We start from the raw sequence: 17,605 nt of genomic DNA on the forward strand, positions 1-17,605 counted from the left end.
CTTGAAGGTTAAAAGGAGGAGTGCAAGCTCCGAATTGAAGCCCAAGTAAACGGCGGCCGTAACTATAACGGTCCTAAGGTAGCGAAATTCCTTGTCGGGTAAGTTCCGACCTGCACGAATGGCGTAACGACTTCCCCACTGTCTCCAACACCTGCTCAGCGAAATTGAATTCTCCGTGAAGATGCGGAGTACCCGCGGTTAGACGGAAAGACCCCGTGCACCTTTACTGCAGCTTCAGAGTGGCTGTGGGAAACATTTGTGTAGGATAGGTGGGAGGCTTTGAACTTTCGGCGCCAGTCGGAAGGGAGCCATTGGTGAAATACCACCCTGATGTTTTCTACAGTCTAACCTCGAACCGTTATCCGGTTCAGGGACCCTCTGTGGCGGGTAGTTTGACTGGGGCGGTCGCCTCCTAAAGAGTAACGGAGGCGCGCGATGGTAGGCTCAGGACGGTTGGAAACCGTCTGCAAGAGTGCAATGGCATAAGCCTGCCTGACTGCGAGACTGACAGGTCGAGCAGAGACGAAAGTCGGTCATAGTGATCCGGTGGTCCCTCGTGGAAGGGCCATCGCTCAACGGATAAAAGGTACGCCGGGGATAACAGGCTGATAACCCCCAAGAGCTCATATCGACGGGGTTGTTTGGCACCTCGATGTCGGCTCATCACATCCTGGGGCTGGAGCAGGTCCCAAGGGTTTGGCTGTTCGCCAATTAAAGTGGTACGTGAGCTGGGTTCAGAACGTCGCGAGACAGTTTGGTCCCTATCTGCCGTGGGCGTCGATACTTGAAAGGAGTTGCCCCTAGTACGAGAGGACCGGGGTGAACATACCTCTGGTGGACCTGTCATCGTGCCAACGGTGCAGCAGGGTAGCTATGTATGGACGGGATAACCGCTGAAAGCATCTAAGCGGGAAGCCTCCCTTGAGATAAGGTATCATCGAGTCGTGGAAGACCACCACGTTGATAGGCCGGGTGTGGAAGCGCAGTAATGCGTGGAGCTAACCGGTCCTAATTACTCTTTTCGCGCTTGAGAGTCCCACCATCATCGACAGCCCTTTGGCTGGACATGATTGCGGTATCGCTCAGCAAGATAACGCCCCAAGATTTCTAGATACTCCATACGACGATCCCATAGCTTGGTGACCATAGCGTCCGTGACCCACCCGATCCCATCTCGAACTCGGCCGTGAAACCGGACAGCGCCGATGGTACTTCAGCTTAAGCTGCGGAAGAGTAGGTCGTCGCCAGGCTTTGCGATCGCCGTGTGGAGTGCCCATTCTCAATGTTATACGAAACCGCTGCTGGATCCCTGGCGGCGGTTTTCGTGTTTAAACGCTAGGCCAACGAATCAGCCCGCATGAAGCGTGCCGATTTGACAGCTCAGCTGGTGTGCCGCGGGGTGGAGCAGTCCGGTAGCTCGTCAGGCTCATAACCTGAAGGTCGTAGGTTCAAATCCTACCCCCGCAACCACCACAAGACCCGCCCTTGAGGCGGGTTTTTGCGTTTTGGGCCGCGCCAGCGCCCACGCTCGGATCTTGAGCCACACTTGAACGGACACGCCGTTTCCCCACGCCCCACGCCCGTTCGACCCGGCCACTTGCCTTCCCTGCCCCCATGATTCAGGCTCTCTTTCTGGGGGGACAAACCATGCATCAATTGACGTTCGACAATCCCGTGTTCGCGACCTTCGCGGCAAGTGCGGCCGCGCTCTCGCTGCTCGCGATCCTGACCGCGTGGATCGTGGTGTTGCAGACGATGCGGCACAAGGGCGGCTTTCGTGCCCCCGAGGACCTGAAGCGCACCCCACTCAATCTCCGGCCCAACGCGAACCAGACCGCGCCGATCGAGGCGGTCGAGCGCTATCGGCGCATCATGCTCAATCATCTCGAGAACTTGCCCTTCTTCTTCATCTTGGGCTTGCTGTTCGTCCTCACCGGCCCATCGCTCGGCCTCGCGCAATGGTTGTTCTGGGGTTATGTCGCCAGCCGTATGGCGCACTTCCTCGCTTATGCGACCGCGCAGATCCACGATGTGCGCGCGACCTTCTGGACGATCGGATCGGTCATCCTCGTCGCCATGGCGCTGATGGTCCTGCAGGCAGCGATCGCCGCGCTGTAGGAACAAGCGGGCCGCCCAAACCCTTGTTGTTTCATCTGATGATCAAAGGGGACGGTCCATGAAATCCATTGTCACATTCACCATCGTCGGCGCGAGCGCGCTGATCGCTTCGACGCAGCTCGGGGCGCAGCCTGCCGGTGCACCGGCGAGCCCGACCGAGGCGGCAGCAGTCGCCGCCGGCACCTATGCCACCGACCCCGCCCACACGCTGGTGCGCTGGTCGGTCAGCCACTTCGGCTTCAACCCCTATTGGGGCAGCTTCGGCAATGTCGCGGGGACGCTCGAGATCGATCCGTCGAACGTGGAAGCCGCGCGGCTCGACGTCTCCATTCCGATCGACAGCCTGTCGGTGGTGAGCGAGGGCCTGCGCGAGCATATGCTGCGCCCGGGAAGCGATGGGGCAAGCCCCGACTTCTTCGGCCCCGACGCGGGCGAAGCGCGCTTCGTGTCGACAAAGGTCCGCCGCACCGGGCCGACGAGCGCGCTCATTCATGGCGAGTTGACAATGCTCGGCACGACGCAGCCTGTGGCCATTGCCGCGCAATTCACCGGCGCCGGCGCCAATCCGATGAGCCAGGCGGAGACGATCGGCTTTACCGGGCGCGCGCGTATCCTGCGCTCGCAATTCGGCCTCAACTTCGCGGTCCCCGCCATTTCCGACGAGGTCGACCTCGAGATCAGCGCGGCGTTCGAACGTCAGTAGGGCGCGCGCGCATCCCTCCGACGCATCGGCGGCAGGCAACATCGTGGTCAAGCGACCGGTTCGTCATCCTCGTCGTCATGCGCGCGCGCCGGTCTCTCCTCGTCGCGGCAGCACACGGCGTGACAGGCCGAGGGCGATTTGACCGGGTGGGGCGCCTGGTCGGGCATCGGCGGGCCATGGCGACCCGCCTCCTCGCCCTGCGCCATCGCCCCGCAATGCTCGGGCGCCATGCCATAGGGCGATAGCGCGAGCGCGACGCTGACGAGGCTCGCGCCGAAGGATCGATCACACAGCACTGGAAAATTTCCGCTGCGATTGAAGTCGCCACGGGTCGAGCAGCGCCGCCATCGCGCGTGCATAGGGCCAGCCGTCCTTGCCGATGACCAGCCGCCCGCCGTCGAGCCGGGCCAGACCGTGCGCGACGAAGGGGCAAAGCGCCGAGGTAATCCGCGCCCAATCGGGGAGCAGCTCGAGCCGGGTCGATCCGGTGCACAGGAACCGTTCGATCACGCGGGCCCGAAGGCTGTCGAGCGGCCCGAGTGCGATCCCGCGATTGCCCGAAAGCAGACCGTTGGCGGCGCGCAGCCCGTAACGCCCGCTGTTCTTCTCATTCTGGACCAGCAAGCCGGGCAGGCGGCTGATCGCGCTCGCACCCATGCCGATCAGCGTGTCGCATGGATCGTCGGTATAGCCCTGGAAATTGCGACGAACGCGGCCGAGATCGGCGGCCTTGGCGAGCGCATCGTTCGGGCGTGCGAAATGGTCGAAGCCGATGGCACGATACCCCGCCTCAACCAGCTGGTCGCGGGCGGCCTCGGCCTGTTCGAACCGGGCCAGCGGTCCCGGCAGTCGATCGGCAGGGATGGCGCGCTGGCGCGGGACGATATGGGGGACATGGGCATAGCCGAACACGGCGAGCCGGTCGGGACCCATTGCGACCGCACGCCCGATATTGTCGGCGAGCATGGCGGCGTCCTGCCCCGGCAGCCCGTACATCAGGTCGAAATTGAGACTGGTGACGCCCGCCTCGCGCAGGGACGATGTCGCCACAGCGATCATCGGCTCGGGCTGCACGCGCCCGATCGCCGCCTGGATGGCAGGATCGAACGTCTGGACCCCGAGGCTGGCGCGCTCGAAGCCGATGCGCGCCATCGCTTCGGCAAAAGCGGGGGTCAGCGATCGCGGGTCGATCTCGATGGACCAGCTCGCATGATCGCCGCCGAACGCATCGGCCAGGTGCTGCGCGAGCGCCTCGAGCTGTTCGGGGGAAAGGGCGTTGGGGCTGCCACCGCCGAGCGCGACGCGGACCACGCGGCCCCTTCCCTCGAGCGCGGCCGCGACGAGATCGATCTCTGCATGGAGCCCGGCCATATAGCGGTCGAGCCGCGCGCTCCTGTTGGCCGCGCCGGTGTTGCAGCCGCAGTAGAAACAGATTTTCTCGCAAAAGGGGATGTGGAGGTAGAGCGAGACGGGATCATGTTCGCGGACCCGTGCGAGCGCGGCGCGCTGCTGCTCGGGCGTCATGTCGTCGTGAAATTCGGCGGCCGTCGGATAGCTGGTGTAGCGCGGGACGGGCGTGGCGAGGAGGTCGGGAAAGTAGGGCATGGACCGCGCTATGCCTCGCGCGACGGGGCCTCGCCTTGATCGTCGTCAAAACTATCCTCCTCCTCGTCGATGAGGATGCGCGCGGCGGCGCCGTCGAGGTCGTCATATTGCCCGCTGCGCAAGGTCCAGAAGAATGCCGCGAGCCCGGCAAGACCGGCGAGCAACGCGATGGGCAGGAGATAGCCAAGCGCCGTCATCGCGCCGCCCGCGCGAGCCGCAACGAATTGGCGACGACGATGAGACTCGATCCCGACATGGCGATGGCGGCGACGAGCGGGGTGACCTTGCCCGCCAGCGCGAGCGGCACCGCGCAGACATTGTAGATGATGGCGAGCGCGAAATTCTGGCGAATGACGCGCATCGTGGCGCGCGCCCCGCGCACCGCGCGCGGCACTGCGTCGAGGCCCTCGCCGAGGAAGAGGAAGTCGGCGGCGGTCTGGCCGACGTCGCTGGCCGAGGCGGGCGCCATGGACACGTCGGCGCGTTTCAATGCCGGCCCGTCGTTGAGACCGTCGCCGACCATCAGCACGCCGTGGCCATCGAACTGGAGCGCAACGATGCGCGCCTCCTTTGCCCCCGGGTCGACCCCGCCACGCGCCGGAATGCCGAGCGCGCCCCCGACGCGTTCGACGCTCGCGGCTCGGTCCCCCGACAGCATCTCGCTCGCCACCCCGAGCCGCGACAGGCTGGCGAGGCTGGCGCGCGCTTCGGGGCGCAGCTGGTCCTCGAACCTAATGAGCGTCGACGCGCCGCGGGGCAGTTCGGCGAAGGCGGCCAGCGCCTGTGTCTCGCTGTCGGCGACGCGAAGGCCGACCCAATCGGGTCGACCGAAACGGTAGAGGCGCCCCCCGATGCGCGCTTCCAGCCCCTGTCCGACATGCTCGTCGATGCTGTCGAGCGTGGCGGGAACCACGTCTTCGAGGCGACAGCGGATGGCGCGGCTCAAGGGGTGGGTGCTGGCCGCGACCATGGCGGCAAGAACGGCGCGATTCTCTGGACCCAGCGGCAGGCTGAGGGGGCGCAGGTCGCCCCGCGTCAGCGTCCCCGTCTTGTCGAACAGCGCCCGCGTGACGCCGGCGAGCCGCTCGAATGCGCTGCCTTCGCGCACGAGGATGCCGCTGCGCATGAAGGCGCCCGCCGCGACGACCTGCGCGACCGGCACGGCGAGGCCGAGCGCACAGGGACAGGTGATGATCAGTACCGATACCGCGATCAGCAGCGCCTGATGCGCCCCCACGCCCGCCAGCATCCAGCCGATGAAGGCGAGCAGTGCGAGGCTATGCACCAGCGGTGTGTAGAGGCGCGCGGCGCGGTCGGCGATGCGGACATAGGCCGAGCGGCTCTCGCTGGCGCGCTCCATCAGGCGCGCGATCTCGGCGATGGCGGTGGCCTCGCCCGCAGCGGTGACACGCATCTCGATGGGAGCGGCAAGGTTGATGGTGCCGGCGAGCAGGTCGGCGCCGCGGTCTACCGTAACAGGCAAGCTCTCGCCGGTGACAAGCGAACGATCGACCTCGCTATGGCCTTTCTGGAGCCTACCGTCGGCGGGGATGCGCTCGCCCGCGGCGACGAGAAGGCGGTCGCCGGGGGCCAAGGCCTCGACCGCGACGATGCGGGTCGCGCCGCCGGTTTCGAGGAGCAGCGCCTCGCGTGGGATCCGGCGCATCAGCGTGGCGACCGCGCTTTCGGCGCGCGCGCGCATAATGCTGTCGAGCACGCGCCCGATCAGGAGGAAGAAGAGCAGCATGACGGCGCTGTCGAAATAGGCGTGGGGCGCGTGGGTTGCAGTCTCGTAGAGGCTCATGCCGGTCGCCAGCAGGACGCCGATCGAGATGGGCACGTCCATGTTGGTGCGCCCCCGCTTCAGCGCGGCAAGCGCGGAGGAGAAGAAGGGGCGGCCTGCATAAGCGACGGCGGGCACGGCGATGAGCGCGGAGAGCCAATGGAACAGGCTGCGCGTGATCCCCTCGGCTCCGGCCCAGACCGAGACCGAGAGGAGCATGATGTTCATCATCGCAAAGCCTGCGACCGCGAGCGCCTTCACCAGCGCGCGGGTCTCGGCGATGCGCGGGCTCTCGATGGTCTCGCCGGCATAGGGGTGGGCGTCGAAGCCGGTACGGGCGAAGGCGTCGGCGATGGCGTCTTCGGGAAGATCGGCCTCATGCTCGACCCGGACGCGGCGCGCCGACAGGTTGACGCGCGCGCCCGTGATCCCCTTGGTCGCGGGCAGCTCGCGCTCGATCCGCGCGATGCAGGCCGCGCAGCGCATGCCCTCGACCGACCAGAGCGAGCTGGCGGTGGGGATGAGCGAGGCGCGCGGTGCGTCCATCAGGCGCCCAGCGGCAGGAGGAAGCGCGCGCCGCCGCGGGGGCCCTCGGCGGTAACGCGCACGCTCCACCGGCCCTCGCCGACCGCTTGCTCGCTGAGGAAGAGATTGTCGCCCAGCGGGACGAAGGTCAGCGCGACATCCTCGCTCTTGCGCAGCCGATGCTCGGCGCGGCCTTCGAGCCCGCTGGCATCGGGGCCGGTGATGCGCACTTCGACACGGCCATCGCTACGCCAGGTCGCGCCTGCGTCCCAGCCCAGTGCGTCCTGGCGTTGCTGCGCCTCGGCCCACTCGTCATGCGCCTGGCCCGCGACATAGCTGTTGTCGACGACCGTACCGCCGAAATTGCCGATCGCGAGGCGCGCCATGGTGAAATTGACCGCCATGACGACCCCGAAGAAGGCGACGAGCACCAGCGCCATCTTGCGTCCGGTAAAAGGTGTTTTCATCGCTATCGCCCCTCGCGGTTGAAGTTGGTTGCAGCGCTGGCGGTGCCGCCCTCCTCGTCGAGCGCGGTGGCTTCGAAGAGGATGTCCTGCCGCGCGGGCCCCTCGCCGGGTGCGGCGAGATAGACGGTGGTGCGCTGGACCGCATCGGCAGGCACCTCGACAGTGAAGCGGGTCGCCGCCTCTTCGCGAGTCTGGCGGTCGGTCCACAGCTCGACATCCTCGAGCCCCGACACGCCGACCGAGAAGATGCGCGGGCGCTGCTGCATATTGCGCAGCTTGACGACATAACCGTTGCGCACGTCACCGTCGGACAGGGTCATGCTGAGCGGATTGCGGATCTGCCCCGCGTCGAGCTCGATGCGGGTGCGGTTGGAAACGGCGAACAGCATGGCGAGTCCGATCGCCGCCCAGATGCCGAAATAGAGGAAGGTGCGCGGGCGCAGCAGGCGCTTGAGCGGCGGCTCGGCTGGCTGGCCCGATGTCGCCAGCTTCTCGTCCTCCACGGTGGTGTAGCCGATGAGCTTGTCGGGCCGCCCGACCCGCCGCATGACCTCGTCGCAGGCATCGATGCACAAGGCGCAGGTGATGCAACCGATCTGCGGCCCTTCGCGAATGTCGATGCCGGTCGGGCAGACCGCGATACAGGCCTTGCAGTCGATGCAGTCGCCCTGCGGCAGGAGCGCGGCGGGATCGTCGGCCTCGAGCGCGGCGGCTTTCGCCCGCTTGACCCCGCGGGTCCGCGGTTCGCCGCGCCAATGCTTGTAGGTGACGAGCAGGCTCTTGTCGTCCATCAGCGCGGTCTGGATGCGCGGCCAGGGGCACATATAGATGCACACTTGCTCGCGCATGAAACCGCCGAAGATGAAGGTCGTCATCGTCAGGATGAAGATCGAGAAATAGGCGGTGGTGGGCGCGCTGCCATCGACGAGCTGGAGCGCGAGCGTCGGCGCATCGGCGAAATAGAAGACCCAGGCCCCGCCCGTCAGCACCGCGACGAGCAGCCACAGGCTCCACTTGGTCAGCCGCTTGGCCGCCTTGCGCGGTCCCCAGGGCGCTTCGTCGAGCTTATATTGCTCGCGCCGCCCGCCATCGACGAAGCGCTCGATGTGCATATAGAGGTCGGTCCACACCGTTTGCGGACAGGCATAGCCGCACCAGGCGCGCCCCACAGCCGAAGTGACGAGGAACAGCCCCAGCGCGGCCATGATGAGGAGCCCCGCGACATAATAGAATTCATGCGGCCAGATCTCGATCTGGAACATGTAGAAACGCCGGTTGGCGATATCGACGAGCACGGCCTGGTCGGGCGCATAGGGGCCGCGGTCCCAGCGGATCCACGGGGTCACATAATAGATCGCCAGGGTGACGATCATGATCGCCCATTTCAGCCGCCGGAACGACCCGTCGATGCGGCGCGGGAAGACCTTTTTGCGCGCCTCGAAGAAGCGGTTGGTCTCGCGGTCGGTGAGATTAGCCGGCTGGTTGTTCATTCTGGATCACCGGGTCGGGGGCATCGCTGCCGGTGGATTGGACTTCTGCATCGGAGACTTGCGGCACGAAGGCCTCGCCCCCGCCCAGCGAATGGACATAAGCGGCGAGCATCTTGACCGTGACGGGGTCGAGGCGCCCCGACCAGCTCGGCATGATGCCGTAGCGGCTGTTGGTCACGGTTTCGGTGAGGCTCGCGCGGTCGCCGCCGTAGAGCCAGATGGCGTCGGTCAGGTCGGGCGCGCCCATCGAGCGGTCGCCGCTGCCGGTCGCGCCGTGGCAGGCGGCGCAATTGTCGGCGTAGAGCTGGCGCCCGCGCAGGCTGCTCTCGCTCGAGCTTTCCGCGCCGGAAATGAAGCGGACATGGCTCACCACATCGGCGATCTGGGTGCGGTTGAGGATGCCCATCTTCCCGAAGGCGGGCATCTCGCTGTAGCGCGTGTCGTCATTGCCGGGCTCGCGGATGCCGACCTCGAGCGTCTCGTGGATCGACTGGAGGTCGCCGCCCCACAACCAGTCATCGTCGTTGAGGTTGGGATAGCCCTTCGAGCCCGCCGCACCCGAACCGTGGCACTGAACGCAATTGACCTTGAAGGCCGAGCGCCCGCCCTCGACCGCAAATTGGAGGAGGCGGCTGTCTTCCGGAAGGCGCTCCAAGGGGATTTGCGCCAGCGCGGCGGTCATCGGCGCCTTGCGCGCGGTCTCGGCGGCCATTTCCTCGGCCAGCTCGCCACGGCTCGACCAGTCGGCGGTGCCTTGCGAAAAGCCGGTGATGCCGGGCCAGGCGGGATAGACGACGGTGTAGCCGATGGCCCAGATGATGGTCGCATAGAGCGTCCACAGCCACCAGCGCGGCATCGGCGTATCGAGCTCTTCGATGCCGTCCCATTCATGGCCGACGGTCTCGGTGCCGGTCGGCTCGTCGATGCGCTTCTTCTCGTCAGCCATGGGTGCGGCCTTCCTGTTCGTCGTCATGGTCGAAGATGCTATGCTTGGCGTCATGCGCGGCAGCCTTGCCGCCCGGGCGCCAGCCCCAGCCGATCAGGCCGAGGAAGAGGAGCGTCATGAAGAGGAGCCCCCAGCTGTCGGCGAAGGTGCGGAGGAACTGGTACATCAGCGCTCCACCTCCTGCGCTTCGACCTGGCTGAAGTCGACATGGGTGCCGAGCTGCTGGAGATAGGCGACCAGCGCGTCCATCTCGGTGATGACGCTCGGCTGGAGGTCATAGTCGCGCGCCTCGGCGTCGGGGTAGCGTGTCGTCAGCCCGGCGACATCGCCGCGCCCCGTCGCCTGCGCGCGAAGGTCGGCCACCGCGCTGGCGATATGTTCCTCGCCATAGGGAACACCGACCGCCGCATTGGCCTCGAGATGGCCCTCGATCGACTTGGGATCGAGCAGCTTGTCCCTGAGAAAGCCATATTGCGGCATGATCGATTCCGGCACGACCGACTGCGGGTCGGCGAGATGCTGGACGTGCCATTCGTCCGAGTAGCGTCCACCGACGCGGGCGAGGTCGGGCCCCGTCCGCTTGGAGCCCCACAGGAAGGGATGGTCGTACTTGCTCTCGGCGGCGAGGCTGTAATGGCCGTAGCGTTCGACCTCGTCGCGGAACGGGCGGATCATCTGGCTGTGGCAGGTATTGCAGCCTTCGCGGATGTAGATGTTGCGCCCTGCCAGCTCGAGCGGCGCGAGCGGGCGGACCCCGTCGACATCCTCGACCGTGGAGTCGAGATAGAAGAGCGGGGCGATTTCCACGATACCACCGATCAGGACGGCGACGAGGGAGAAGCCGGCGAGGAGCGTGATATTCTTCTCGAGCTTCTTATGCTGCTGAACGATTTTTCGCATGGGTCTTTCCTCAGGCGCGTACGCTGGCGGGGATGGGGCGGTCCGCGACGGGGTCGTAGGCGGCATCGGTCATCGGCGCTTCGTCGCGCAGGCGGCCCTTCACGGTCATCCAGATGTTGAAGACCATGATGAGCGCGCCGGCGAAGTAGATGAGCCCGCCGCCCATGCGCATGATGTAATAGGGGTTCATCGCGGCGACGACGTCGGCGAAGGCGTAGACGAGATAGCCGTCGGCCCCATATTCGCGCCACATCAGGCCCTGGGTGATCCCCGCCACCCACATCGAGGCGGCGTAGATGGCGATGCCGAGGATGGCGAGCCAGAAGTGCCAGTTGATCATGCGCAGCGAATACATCCGGCTGCGGCCCCACAGGCGCGGCACGAGATAATAGAGGCAGGCGAAGGTGATCAGCCCGTTCCAGCCGAGCGCGCCCGAGTGGACGTGGCCGATGGTCCATTCGGTATAGTGCGACAGGCTGTTCACCGCCTTGATCGACAGCATCGGCCCTTCGAAGGTGCTCATGCCGTAGAAGGCGAGCGCGGCGACCATCATGCGGATAATGGGGTCGGTGCGGATCTTGTCCCATGCCCCGTTGAGGGTCATCAGACCGTTGATCATGCCGCCCCAGCTGGGCATCCACAGCATCACCGAGAAGACCATGCCGAGCGTCTGCGCCCAGTCGGGCAGCGCGGTGTAATGGAGGTGATGCGGGCCGGCCCAGATGTAGAGGAAGATTAGGCTCCAGAAGTGCACGATCGACAGCCGGTAGCTGTAGACCGGGCGCTCGGCCTGCTTGGGCACGAAGTAATACATCATCGCGAGGAAGCCCGCGGTCAGGAAGAAGCCGACGGCGTTATGGCCATACCACCATTGCGTCAGCGCATCCTGCACGCCGGCGAACGCGGCATAGCTCTTCGACCCCAACAGGCTCACCGGAACCGCGAGATTGTTGACGATGTGCAGCATCGCGATCGTCAGGATGAAGGCGAGGTAGAACCAGTTGGCGACATAGATATGCGGCTCGGAGCGCTTCACGATGGTCCAGACGAAGACCACGGCGTAGGCGACCCAGACCACGGTCAGCCACAGGTCGACATACCATTCGGGCTCGGCATATTCTTTCGAGCTGGTGGCGCCGAGGAGGTAGCCTGTCGCCGCCATCACGATGAACAGCTGGTAGCCCCAGAAGACGAAGCGGGCGAGGCCGGGGAAGGCGAGCCGCGCGCGGCAGGTGCGCTGGACGACGTAGAAGCTGGTCGCGAGCAGGGCATTGCCGCCAAAGGCGAAGATCACCGCGCTGGTGTGCAAGGGGCGCAGCCGCCCGAAGTTGAGATAGGGCTCGATATTGAGCCAGGGGAAGGCGAGCTGGGCGGCGATGAAGACGCCCGCGAGCAGCCCCGCGATGCCCCAGAAACTCGTCGCGATCACGCCCCAACGGACGACCTGATCGTCATAGCGAGATGCAAGATCGCGCGCGGTCGGCTGGAGAATGCCGACCTGCCCCGCCGCCACGAAAGTGGCGATGAACGCGGCGGTCGCGAGGACCAGCATGTGAAACGAAAAGATCGAATCCTTCGCCGCCGCCGCAGCGATGACGAGAAGGACGCCGGCCCAGAGCCAGGCGAAGCTGCGTTGAAAAGCGGTATCCATAAATGCCTCCCGGAATGGAAAGGCATTAGGTCAGGCGCGCCGACAGCGAATTGACCGCGGTCAAAGCCGCTTGGCTCAGCGGATGGGCAGCGGGGTGCCGGGGTCGGGGAGGGGCGCGGTGGCGGTGATCGCCTGCATCATGGCGGGAGGCAACGGCGCGGCGCGCACGGCGGCGGCAAGATCGTCGAGATGCGCCTTGTTCGCGGACTTGGGAATGGGCGCGGCGAGGCCGAGGCTGACGTGCCAGGCGATGGCGAGCTGGGCGAGGGTCAGTCCGGCCTCCTCGGCAACGTCCTCGAGCCCGTCGATCTGGCGCATCGGGCCGACCTCGAGCGGCGAATAAGCGATGGCGGCAATCTCCCGCTCCGCCATGAAGGGGAAGAGACCGGCTTCGGCGGCGCGATGCGGGATATTGTGCATCACCTGGTTTGCCGCGACCAGGTCGAGGAGCTGGCGGTCGGCAAGGTCGGCGAGCGCGTCCTCGTCGAAATTGCTCACCCCGAAGGCACGGATCCTGCCCTCGTCCATCAGCCGCCGCGCGCCCTCGAGCGTCTCCTCGAACGGCACGTCGCCGGGCCAGTGCAGGAGGTAGAGGTCGAGTTGCTCGATCCCCAGCCGGTCGAGCGAGGCGGCACAGCTCGCCAGCATCGCATCGGGGTCGGCATTCCACGGGTAGAATTTGGAGACGAGAAAGAGGGTGTCGCGGTCGCTATCGGCTATGGCCTCGCCGAGCACCTCCTCCGCACCGCCATCGGCATACATCTCCGCCGTGTCGAAATGGGTGAAGCCCAGTTTCATCGCATGACGCAGCGCCTCGACTTCGCGAGCGCGCTGCGATCCGTCCTCACCCATGTGCCAGGTCCCGATACCGACGGCTGGGATTTCAATATCGGCGGCGGCGGGGCGGAAGGGGTCGAGGTCGAACATTGGGTCTCAACGCCGCGAACCGGTGCGGGTTTCCCCTAAAGCGCCTCGACGATGGTGGCGTTGGCGATGCCGCCGCCCTCGCACATGGTCTGGAGCCCGAAGCGCTGGCCGTTCTGGCGCAGCGCATAGATCATCGTCGTCATCAGCTTGGTGCCCGACGCGCCGAGCGGATGGCCGAGCGCGATCGCGCCGCCGCGCGGGTTGAGCCTGGCCATGTCGGCACCCGTCTCCTCGAGCCACGACAGCGGCACGGGGGCGAAGGCCTCGTTGACTTCATAATGGTCGATGTCGGCATGGCTGCGCCCGGCGCGTTTCAACACCTTGGCGGTGGCGGGCGCCGGCTCCATCAGCATGACGACGGGGTCGCCCGCCGTGACCGCCAGCGCGTCGATGCGCGCGAGCGGGGTGAGGCCGTTCGCCTTCAAAGCGGCCTCCGACACCACCAGCACGCCCGAGGCGCCGTCGCAAATCTGGCTGGCATTGCCCGCCGTGATGACACCGCCCGCGCTGATCGGATTGAGGCTGGCGAACCCCTCCATCGAGGCGTTGGCGCGAATGCCTTCGTCATGGGCGTGAGCGATGCGGTTGCCCTCCTTGTCGAGCCCGTCGAGGACGAGGATCTCGTCCTGGAACGCCCCCGCCTCGGTGGCTGCGGCGGCGCGCTTGTGGCTTTCGAGCGCGAAGGCGTCGAGCTGCTCGCGGCTCATACCGTAGCGCTCAGCGATCATCTGCGCGCCGGTGAATTGCGAGAAGGTGGGGACGCCGAAGCGCTCCTTGATCGATGCCGGGAAGGGGTCGGCGGACAGGCCTGCCTGCGCCACCGCCATGATCGGCGTGCCCATGGGAACGCGCGTCATGCTCTCGACCCCGCCCGCGATCACCATGTCCTGCGTGCCGCTCATCACCGCCTGCGCAGCGAAATGGAGCGCCTGCTGCGAAGAGCCGCATTGGCGGTCGACGGTCACGGCGGGCACGCTCTCGGGCAGCGAGGAGGCGAGGACGCAGTTGCGTGCCACGTGAAAGGCCTGTTCGCCCGCCTGGGACACGCAGCCCATGATGACATCGTCCACCGCAGCGGGATCGACCCCGCTGTCGGCCACCAATGCATCGAGGATCGCCGCGCCCAGGTCGGCAGGATGCCAGTCGCGCAGCGCGCCCTTGCGTTTCGCGCCCGCGGTGCGGCGCGCCGCGACGATATAGGCCTGGCCCATTCGATCCTTCTCCCTTGTCGTTCGTTGATCATCTGATGGACAAGCGCGCTGCGATTGTCGATGCCGCGCCCGCTATGCTAGGCGCCCCGGCAAGATGATATTCCCATGGAGAGGGACGAGAAAAATGGCTGATCTGTTCGACAACCCCGCCGGCCTCGACGGCTTCGAATTCGTGGAATTCGCCGCGCCCGAAAAAGGCCTGCTCGAGCCGGTGTTCGAGGCGATGGGCTTCACCCATATTGCCAACCACCGCTCCAAGGACGTCCAGCTTTGGCGCCAGGGCGGGATCAACCTCATCACCAATTACGAGCCCGACACCCATGCCGCCTATTTCGCCGCCGAACATGGCCCCGGCGCCTGCGGCATGGCGTTTCGAGTGCGCGACATCGCGACCGCCTGGGACCATCTGATGGAAGCGGGCGCGCAGCCGATGCCGAGCGAGACGGGGCCGATGGAACTGGCCATCCCCGCGATCAAGGGCATCGGGGGCAGCTATCTCTATCTCGTCGACCGCTATCCCGACGACAATGGCGAAGGCCTCAGCATCTACGACATCGACTTCGATTATATCGAGGGTGTCGACCGCCACCCCGAGGGGGCCGGTTTCAAGGTCATCGATCACCTCACCCACAATGTCTACAACGGGCGCATGGCCTATTGGGCGGACTATTATGAGAAGCTCTTCAACTTCCAGGAAATCCGCTATTTCGACATCAAGGGCGAATATACCGGCCTGACCTCCAAGGCGCTGACCGCGCCCGACGGCAAGATCCGCATCCCGCTCAACGAGGAAGGCGAGGGCGGCAAGGGCCAGATCGAGGAATATCTGCGCGACTTCAACGGCGAGGGCATCCAGCATATCGCGCTCATCTGCGGCGATCTCTACAAGGCGTGGGACAAGCTGAAAGACCTTGGCGTGCCCTTCATGACCGCGCCGCCCGAAACCTATTACGAGATGCTCGACGAGCGCCTGCCCGGCCATGGCGAGCCGGTCGGCGACCTTCGCGCGCGCGGCATCCTCATGGACGGCACGATCGAAGACGGCCGCCCGCGCCTCCTCCTCCAGATCTTTGCCGAGGCCAAGATCGGTCCGGTGTTCTTCGAATTCATCCAGCGCAAGGGCGACGACGGCTTCGGCGAGGGCAATTTCAAGGCATTGTTCGAGAGCATGGAGCGCGACCAGATCCGCCGCGGTGTGCTCAAGACCGAAGAAACCGCCTAGGCGATCAGCCGAGCACCTCGGGCACCAGCAGCAGCGCGATCGCGCTGATCACGGCCACGCTCATGATGTTGAGGAGGACGCCGGCGCGGATCATCTGCGCGGTCGTCACCTTGCCCGAAGAATAGACGATCGCATTGGGCGCGGTAGCCACCGGCAGCATGAAGGCGCAGCTCGCCGCCAGCGTCACCGGCACGATCAACAGCAGCGGGTCGTGCCCGGTCTCGCCCGCGATCGCCGCCATCACCGGCAAGAAGGTAGCGGTGGTGGCGAGGTTGGACGTGAATTCGGTAAGGCTGATCACGAGCGCGCAGGCCGCCACGACGAGCAGCGCAATATGCCAGCCCGCCAGCGGCGCGAGCTGGCTGCCGATCCATGCCGATAGGCCGCTTTCGCTCATCGCGCCCGCCAGCGCGAGCCCGCCGCCGAACAGGACGAGCACGCCCCACGGCATGCGCTTCATTTCTTCCCAGTCCATCAACGCGCCGGGGCGTGACCCGGCGGGAATGAGGAAGGCGAGGAGCGCGGCACTCATGGCGATGGTGGTGTCGGTGACAACCGTAATGCCGGTAAGGCTGGCAAAGGGCGCGCGCAGCACCCACGCTGCAACCAGCGCCAGAAACAGCATGGCGACGCGCTTCTCTGCCGTCTCGGCGGGGCCAAGATCGTCGTGGAGCCGCTCGATCTCCGCGCGCGCGCCCGGCGTGGTGTGAAAGTCGACGCGAAAGGCGAGACGGGTCAGGACCCACCAGGCGATGGGCAGCAGGATGATGGTGGCGGGCAGCCCCACCAGCATCCACTGCGCGAAGGGAATGGCAAGGCCGTAGGTCTCGTCGAGAAAGCCCGCCATCAGCGCATTTGGCGGAGTGCCGACCAGCGTGGCCACCCCGCCGATGGTCGCGCCATAGGCCACGCCGAGAAGGAGCGCGGCTTCGAACTGGACGCGTTGTTCATCGCCGAGCTCGGGCAGGCAGCGGCGCATCGCCAGCGTGATCGACAGCGCGATCGGCACCAGCATCAGCGTGGTCGAGGTGTTGGAAATCCACATCGACAGGAGCGCGGCCGCGAGCATGAAACCGGCGACGAGCGCGCGCCCGTCGCTGCCGATACGCCGCACCATCTTCAGGGCGATCCGCTGGTGCAGCCCGCAGCGTTCGATCGCCAGCGCGACCACGAAGCCGCCGAAGAAGAGGTAGATGATCGGATGGGCGTAGCGCGCGGCGGTGGCATTCATGTCCATCGCGCCCGCGATCGGGAAAAGGATGAGCGGCAGGAAAGCGGTGGCGGCAGGCGGGATCGCCTCGGTCATCCACCATGTTCCCATCAGGACGGCGGCAGCCGCCGTGAGACGCGCTTCTTCGCTCAACCCCGGGGGGTCGAAAAAAAGCGCGATGGCGATGGCAGCGATCACGCCGCCGAAGCGACCGATGAGCTGCGTGCGGCTGGGCGCATCACCGCGCCGATATTGGCTGTCCCCCGTCATGCCGGTGACGGTGGAAAAGCGCGCCGCCGCTGTCAAACGCGATCACGCCGCGCTATCGAACGATCATGAACGACATGCCCCCCTTCCACCTCGCCTTCCCCGTCGATGACCTTCAGGCCGCACGCCGCTTCTATGGCGGTCTCCTCGGGTGCCGTGAGGGTCGGTCGAGTGACAGCTGGATCGACTTCGACCTGTTCGGGCATCAGGTGGTTGCGCATCTTGACCCCGCGCACGATAGGTCGGCGCGGACCAGTGCGGTCGACGGCGATGCCGTGCCGATCTTTCATTTCGGCGTGGTGCTCGATTTCGCCGCCTTCGACGTGCTGGCCGAGCGACTGCGCGACGGGGGCGCCGATTTCATCATCGAACCGCGCGTCCGTTTTGTCGGCCAGCCGGGCGAACAGCGCACCATGTTCGTGCGCGATCCCGCCGGCAATGCGCTCGAATTCAAGGCCTTTGCCGACCGCGCGGCGCTATTCGCCACCGGTTGAGCGCTCGTCGTCGCGTTCCGCCGTTCGTCGAAGACAACTGTAGCCGGTGCCGCGATCTGATATCGAAGCAGAAACTTCGATAGGGG

The 17,605-nt window shown here is 65.9% G+C and carries 17 protein-coding genes, 1 tRNA gene and 2 rRNA genes (1 of these 20 cut by a window edge); 7 read left to right on the forward strand and 13 right to left on the reverse strand.

Annotated elements, in window-relative coordinates:
- From NUW51_RS11075 to NUW51_RS11095, 5 genes are all read left to right on the forward strand, one after another.
- A 23S ribosomal RNA gene (locus tag NUW51_RS11075) occupies window positions 1-1,032 on the forward strand; it begins 1,762 nt to the left of the window's first position.
- 103 nt (window positions 1,033-1,135) lie between these two features.
- Window positions 1,136-1,250 (forward strand): 5S ribosomal RNA (gene rrf, locus NUW51_RS11080).
- Between the two features lie 143 nt (window positions 1,251-1,393).
- Window positions 1,394-1,470, forward strand: a tRNA-Met gene (locus NUW51_RS11085).
- Window positions 1,471-1,647: 177 nt separating this feature from the next.
- Window positions 1,648-2,118, forward strand: coding sequence for an MAPEG family protein (locus NUW51_RS11090; RefSeq protein WP_265587579.1), 471 nt, complete (start codon window positions 1,648-1,650; stop codon window positions 2,116-2,118).
- 58 nt (window positions 2,119-2,176) lie between these two features.
- Window positions 2,177-2,821, forward strand: a complete 645-nt coding sequence (locus tag NUW51_RS11095; protein ID WP_265587580.1) for a YceI family protein — start codon at window positions 2,177-2,179, stop codon at window positions 2,819-2,821.
- A 47-nt stretch (window positions 2,822-2,868) separates the two neighbouring features.
- Here NUW51_RS11095 and NUW51_RS11100 read toward each other — a convergent pair whose 3' ends face one another.
- The 12 genes from NUW51_RS11100 to NUW51_RS11155 form a co-directional block, all read right to left on the reverse strand.
- Window positions 2,869-3,117 carry a hypothetical protein gene (locus NUW51_RS11100; protein ID WP_265587581.1) on the reverse strand — a complete coding sequence of 83 codons (249 nt, stop codon included), beginning with the start codon at window positions 3,115-3,117 and terminating at the stop codon, window positions 2,869-2,871.
- Entirely contained in the window at window positions 3,107-4,426 is a 1,320-nt protein-coding gene (gene hemN / locus NUW51_RS11105) for an oxygen-independent coproporphyrinogen III oxidase (RefSeq protein WP_265587582.1), read from the reverse strand. The genes NUW51_RS11100 and hemN overlap by 11 nt, the downstream gene beginning before the upstream one ends.
- 8 nt (window positions 4,427-4,434) lie before the next feature.
- Complete coding sequence (ccoS, locus tag NUW51_RS11110) at window positions 4,435-4,623, reverse strand: cbb3-type cytochrome oxidase assembly protein CcoS (RefSeq protein WP_265587583.1); 189 nt, start codon at window positions 4,621-4,623, stop codon at window positions 4,435-4,437.
- Window positions 4,620-6,755: a heavy metal translocating P-type ATPase gene (locus NUW51_RS11115; RefSeq protein WP_265587584.1), complete on the reverse strand. Its 2,136-nt coding sequence runs from the start codon at window positions 6,753-6,755 to the stop codon at window positions 4,620-4,622. The genes ccoS and NUW51_RS11115 overlap by 4 nt, the downstream gene beginning before the upstream one ends.
- On the reverse strand, window positions 6,755-7,201 hold the full coding sequence (locus tag NUW51_RS11120; protein WP_265587585.1) for a FixH family protein: 447 nt from the start codon (window positions 7,199-7,201) through the stop codon (window positions 6,755-6,757). Before NUW51_RS11120 ends, NUW51_RS11115 begins: the two co-directional genes overlap by 1 nt.
- A 2-nt stretch (window positions 7,202-7,203) precedes the next feature.
- Entirely contained in the window at window positions 7,204-8,691 is a 1,488-nt protein-coding gene (ccoG, locus tag NUW51_RS11125) for a cytochrome c oxidase accessory protein CcoG (RefSeq protein WP_265587586.1), read from the reverse strand.
- A complete protein-coding gene (gene ccoP / locus NUW51_RS11130; RefSeq protein WP_265587587.1) occupies window positions 8,672-9,637 on the reverse strand; it encodes a cytochrome-c oxidase, cbb3-type subunit III in 966 nt (321 codons plus the stop codon). Before ccoP ends, ccoG begins: the two co-directional genes overlap by 20 nt.
- The gene (locus tag NUW51_RS11135; protein ID WP_322597091.1) at window positions 9,630-9,803 is read right to left on the reverse strand and encodes a cbb3-type cytochrome oxidase subunit 3; all 174 of its coding nucleotides are present in this window, start codon (window positions 9,801-9,803) and stop codon (window positions 9,630-9,632) included. Before NUW51_RS11135 ends, ccoP begins: the two co-directional genes overlap by 8 nt.
- Window positions 9,803-10,537: a cytochrome-c oxidase, cbb3-type subunit II gene (gene ccoO / locus NUW51_RS11140; RefSeq protein WP_265587588.1), complete on the reverse strand. Its 735-nt coding sequence runs from the start codon at window positions 10,535-10,537 to the stop codon at window positions 9,803-9,805. Before ccoO ends, NUW51_RS11135 begins: the two co-directional genes overlap by 1 nt.
- 10 nt (window positions 10,538-10,547) lie before the next feature.
- Window positions 10,548-12,188: a cytochrome-c oxidase, cbb3-type subunit I gene (ccoN, locus tag NUW51_RS11145; protein ID WP_265587589.1), complete on the reverse strand. Its 1,641-nt coding sequence runs from the start codon at window positions 12,186-12,188 to the stop codon at window positions 10,548-10,550.
- Between the two features lie 75 nt (window positions 12,189-12,263).
- The gene (locus NUW51_RS11150) at window positions 12,264-13,115 is read right to left on the reverse strand and encodes an aldo/keto reductase (protein ID WP_265587590.1); all 852 of its coding nucleotides are present in this window, start codon (window positions 13,113-13,115) and stop codon (window positions 12,264-12,266) included.
- Between the two features lie 35 nt (window positions 13,116-13,150).
- Window positions 13,151-14,326 carry an acetyl-CoA C-acetyltransferase gene (locus NUW51_RS11155; RefSeq protein WP_265587591.1) on the reverse strand — a complete coding sequence of 392 codons (1,176 nt, stop codon included), beginning with the start codon at window positions 14,324-14,326 and terminating at the stop codon, window positions 13,151-13,153.
- 124 nt (window positions 14,327-14,450) lie between these two features.
- On the opposite strand from NUW51_RS11155, the gene hppD reads away from it, so the two are divergent.
- The gene (gene hppD / locus NUW51_RS11160; RefSeq protein WP_265587592.1) at window positions 14,451-15,548 is read left to right on the forward strand and encodes a 4-hydroxyphenylpyruvate dioxygenase; all 1,098 of its coding nucleotides are present in this window, start codon (window positions 14,451-14,453) and stop codon (window positions 15,546-15,548) included.
- 4 nt (window positions 15,549-15,552) lie between these two features.
- Here hppD and NUW51_RS11165 read toward each other — a convergent pair whose 3' ends face one another.
- The gene (locus NUW51_RS11165; RefSeq protein WP_265587593.1) at window positions 15,553-17,064 is read right to left on the reverse strand and encodes an SLC13 family permease; all 1,512 of its coding nucleotides are present in this window, start codon (window positions 17,062-17,064) and stop codon (window positions 15,553-15,555) included.
- A gap of 29 nt (window positions 17,065-17,093) precedes the next feature.
- On the opposite strand from NUW51_RS11165, the gene NUW51_RS11170 reads away from it, so the two are divergent.
- The gene (locus NUW51_RS11170) at window positions 17,094-17,519 is read left to right on the forward strand and encodes a VOC family protein (protein ID WP_265587594.1); all 426 of its coding nucleotides are present in this window, start codon (window positions 17,094-17,096) and stop codon (window positions 17,517-17,519) included.
- Window positions 17,520-17,605: the final 86 nt, after the last annotated feature.

The sequence above is a fragment of the Sphingomicrobium arenosum genome, from assembly GCF_026157085.1.
Lineage (GTDB): Bacteria > Pseudomonadota > Alphaproteobacteria > Sphingomonadales > Sphingomonadaceae > Sphingomicrobium > Sphingomicrobium arenosum.

What these genes read in the sequence shown, in the direction of transcription:
- NUW51_RS11090 (WP_265587579.1), top strand. Translation starts at nt 1,648, where the DNA reads ATGCATCAATTGACGTTCGACAATCCCGTGTTCGCGACCTTCGCGGCA.
- NUW51_RS11095 (WP_265587580.1), top strand. Translation starts at nt 2,177, where the DNA reads ATGAAATCCATTGTCACATTCACCATCGTCGGCGCGAGCGCGCTGATC.
- hemN (WP_265587582.1), bottom strand. Translation starts at nt 4,426, where the DNA reads ATGCCCTACTTTCCCGACCTCCTCGCCACGCCCGTCCCGCGCTACACC.
- ccoS (WP_265587583.1), bottom strand. Translation starts at nt 4,623, where the DNA reads ATGACGGCGCTTGGCTATCTCCTGCCCATCGCGTTGCTCGCCGGTCTT.
- NUW51_RS11115 (WP_265587584.1), bottom strand. Translation starts at nt 6,755, where the DNA reads ATGGACGCACCGCGCGCCTCGCTCATCCCCACCGCCAGCTCGCTCTGG.
- NUW51_RS11120 (WP_265587585.1), bottom strand. Translation starts at nt 7,201, where the DNA reads ATGAAAACACCTTTTACCGGACGCAAGATGGCGCTGGTGCTCGTCGCC.
- ccoG (WP_265587586.1), bottom strand. Translation starts at nt 8,691, where the DNA reads ATGAACAACCAGCCGGCTAATCTCACCGACCGCGAGACCAACCGCTTC.
- ccoP (WP_265587587.1), bottom strand. Translation starts at nt 9,637, where the DNA reads ATGGCTGACGAGAAGAAGCGCATCGACGAGCCGACCGGCACCGAGACC.
- NUW51_RS11135 (WP_322597091.1), bottom strand. Translation starts at nt 9,803, where the DNA reads ATGTACCAGTTCCTCCGCACCTTCGCCGACAGCTGGGGGCTCCTCTTC.
- ccoO (WP_265587588.1), bottom strand. Translation starts at nt 10,537, where the DNA reads ATGCGAAAAATCGTTCAGCAGCATAAGAAGCTCGAGAAGAATATCACG.
- ccoN (WP_265587589.1), bottom strand. Translation starts at nt 12,188, where the DNA reads ATGGATACCGCTTTTCAACGCAGCTTCGCCTGGCTCTGGGCCGGCGTC.
- NUW51_RS11150 (WP_265587590.1), bottom strand. Translation starts at nt 13,115, where the DNA reads ATGTTCGACCTCGACCCCTTCCGCCCCGCCGCCGCCGATATTGAAATC.
- NUW51_RS11155 (WP_265587591.1), bottom strand. Translation starts at nt 14,326, where the DNA reads ATGGGCCAGGCCTATATCGTCGCGGCGCGCCGCACCGCGGGCGCGAAA.
- hppD (WP_265587592.1), top strand. Translation starts at nt 14,451, where the DNA reads ATGGCTGATCTGTTCGACAACCCCGCCGGCCTCGACGGCTTCGAATTC.
- NUW51_RS11170 (WP_265587594.1), top strand. Translation starts at nt 17,094, where the DNA reads ATGAACGACATGCCCCCCTTCCACCTCGCCTTCCCCGTCGATGACCTT.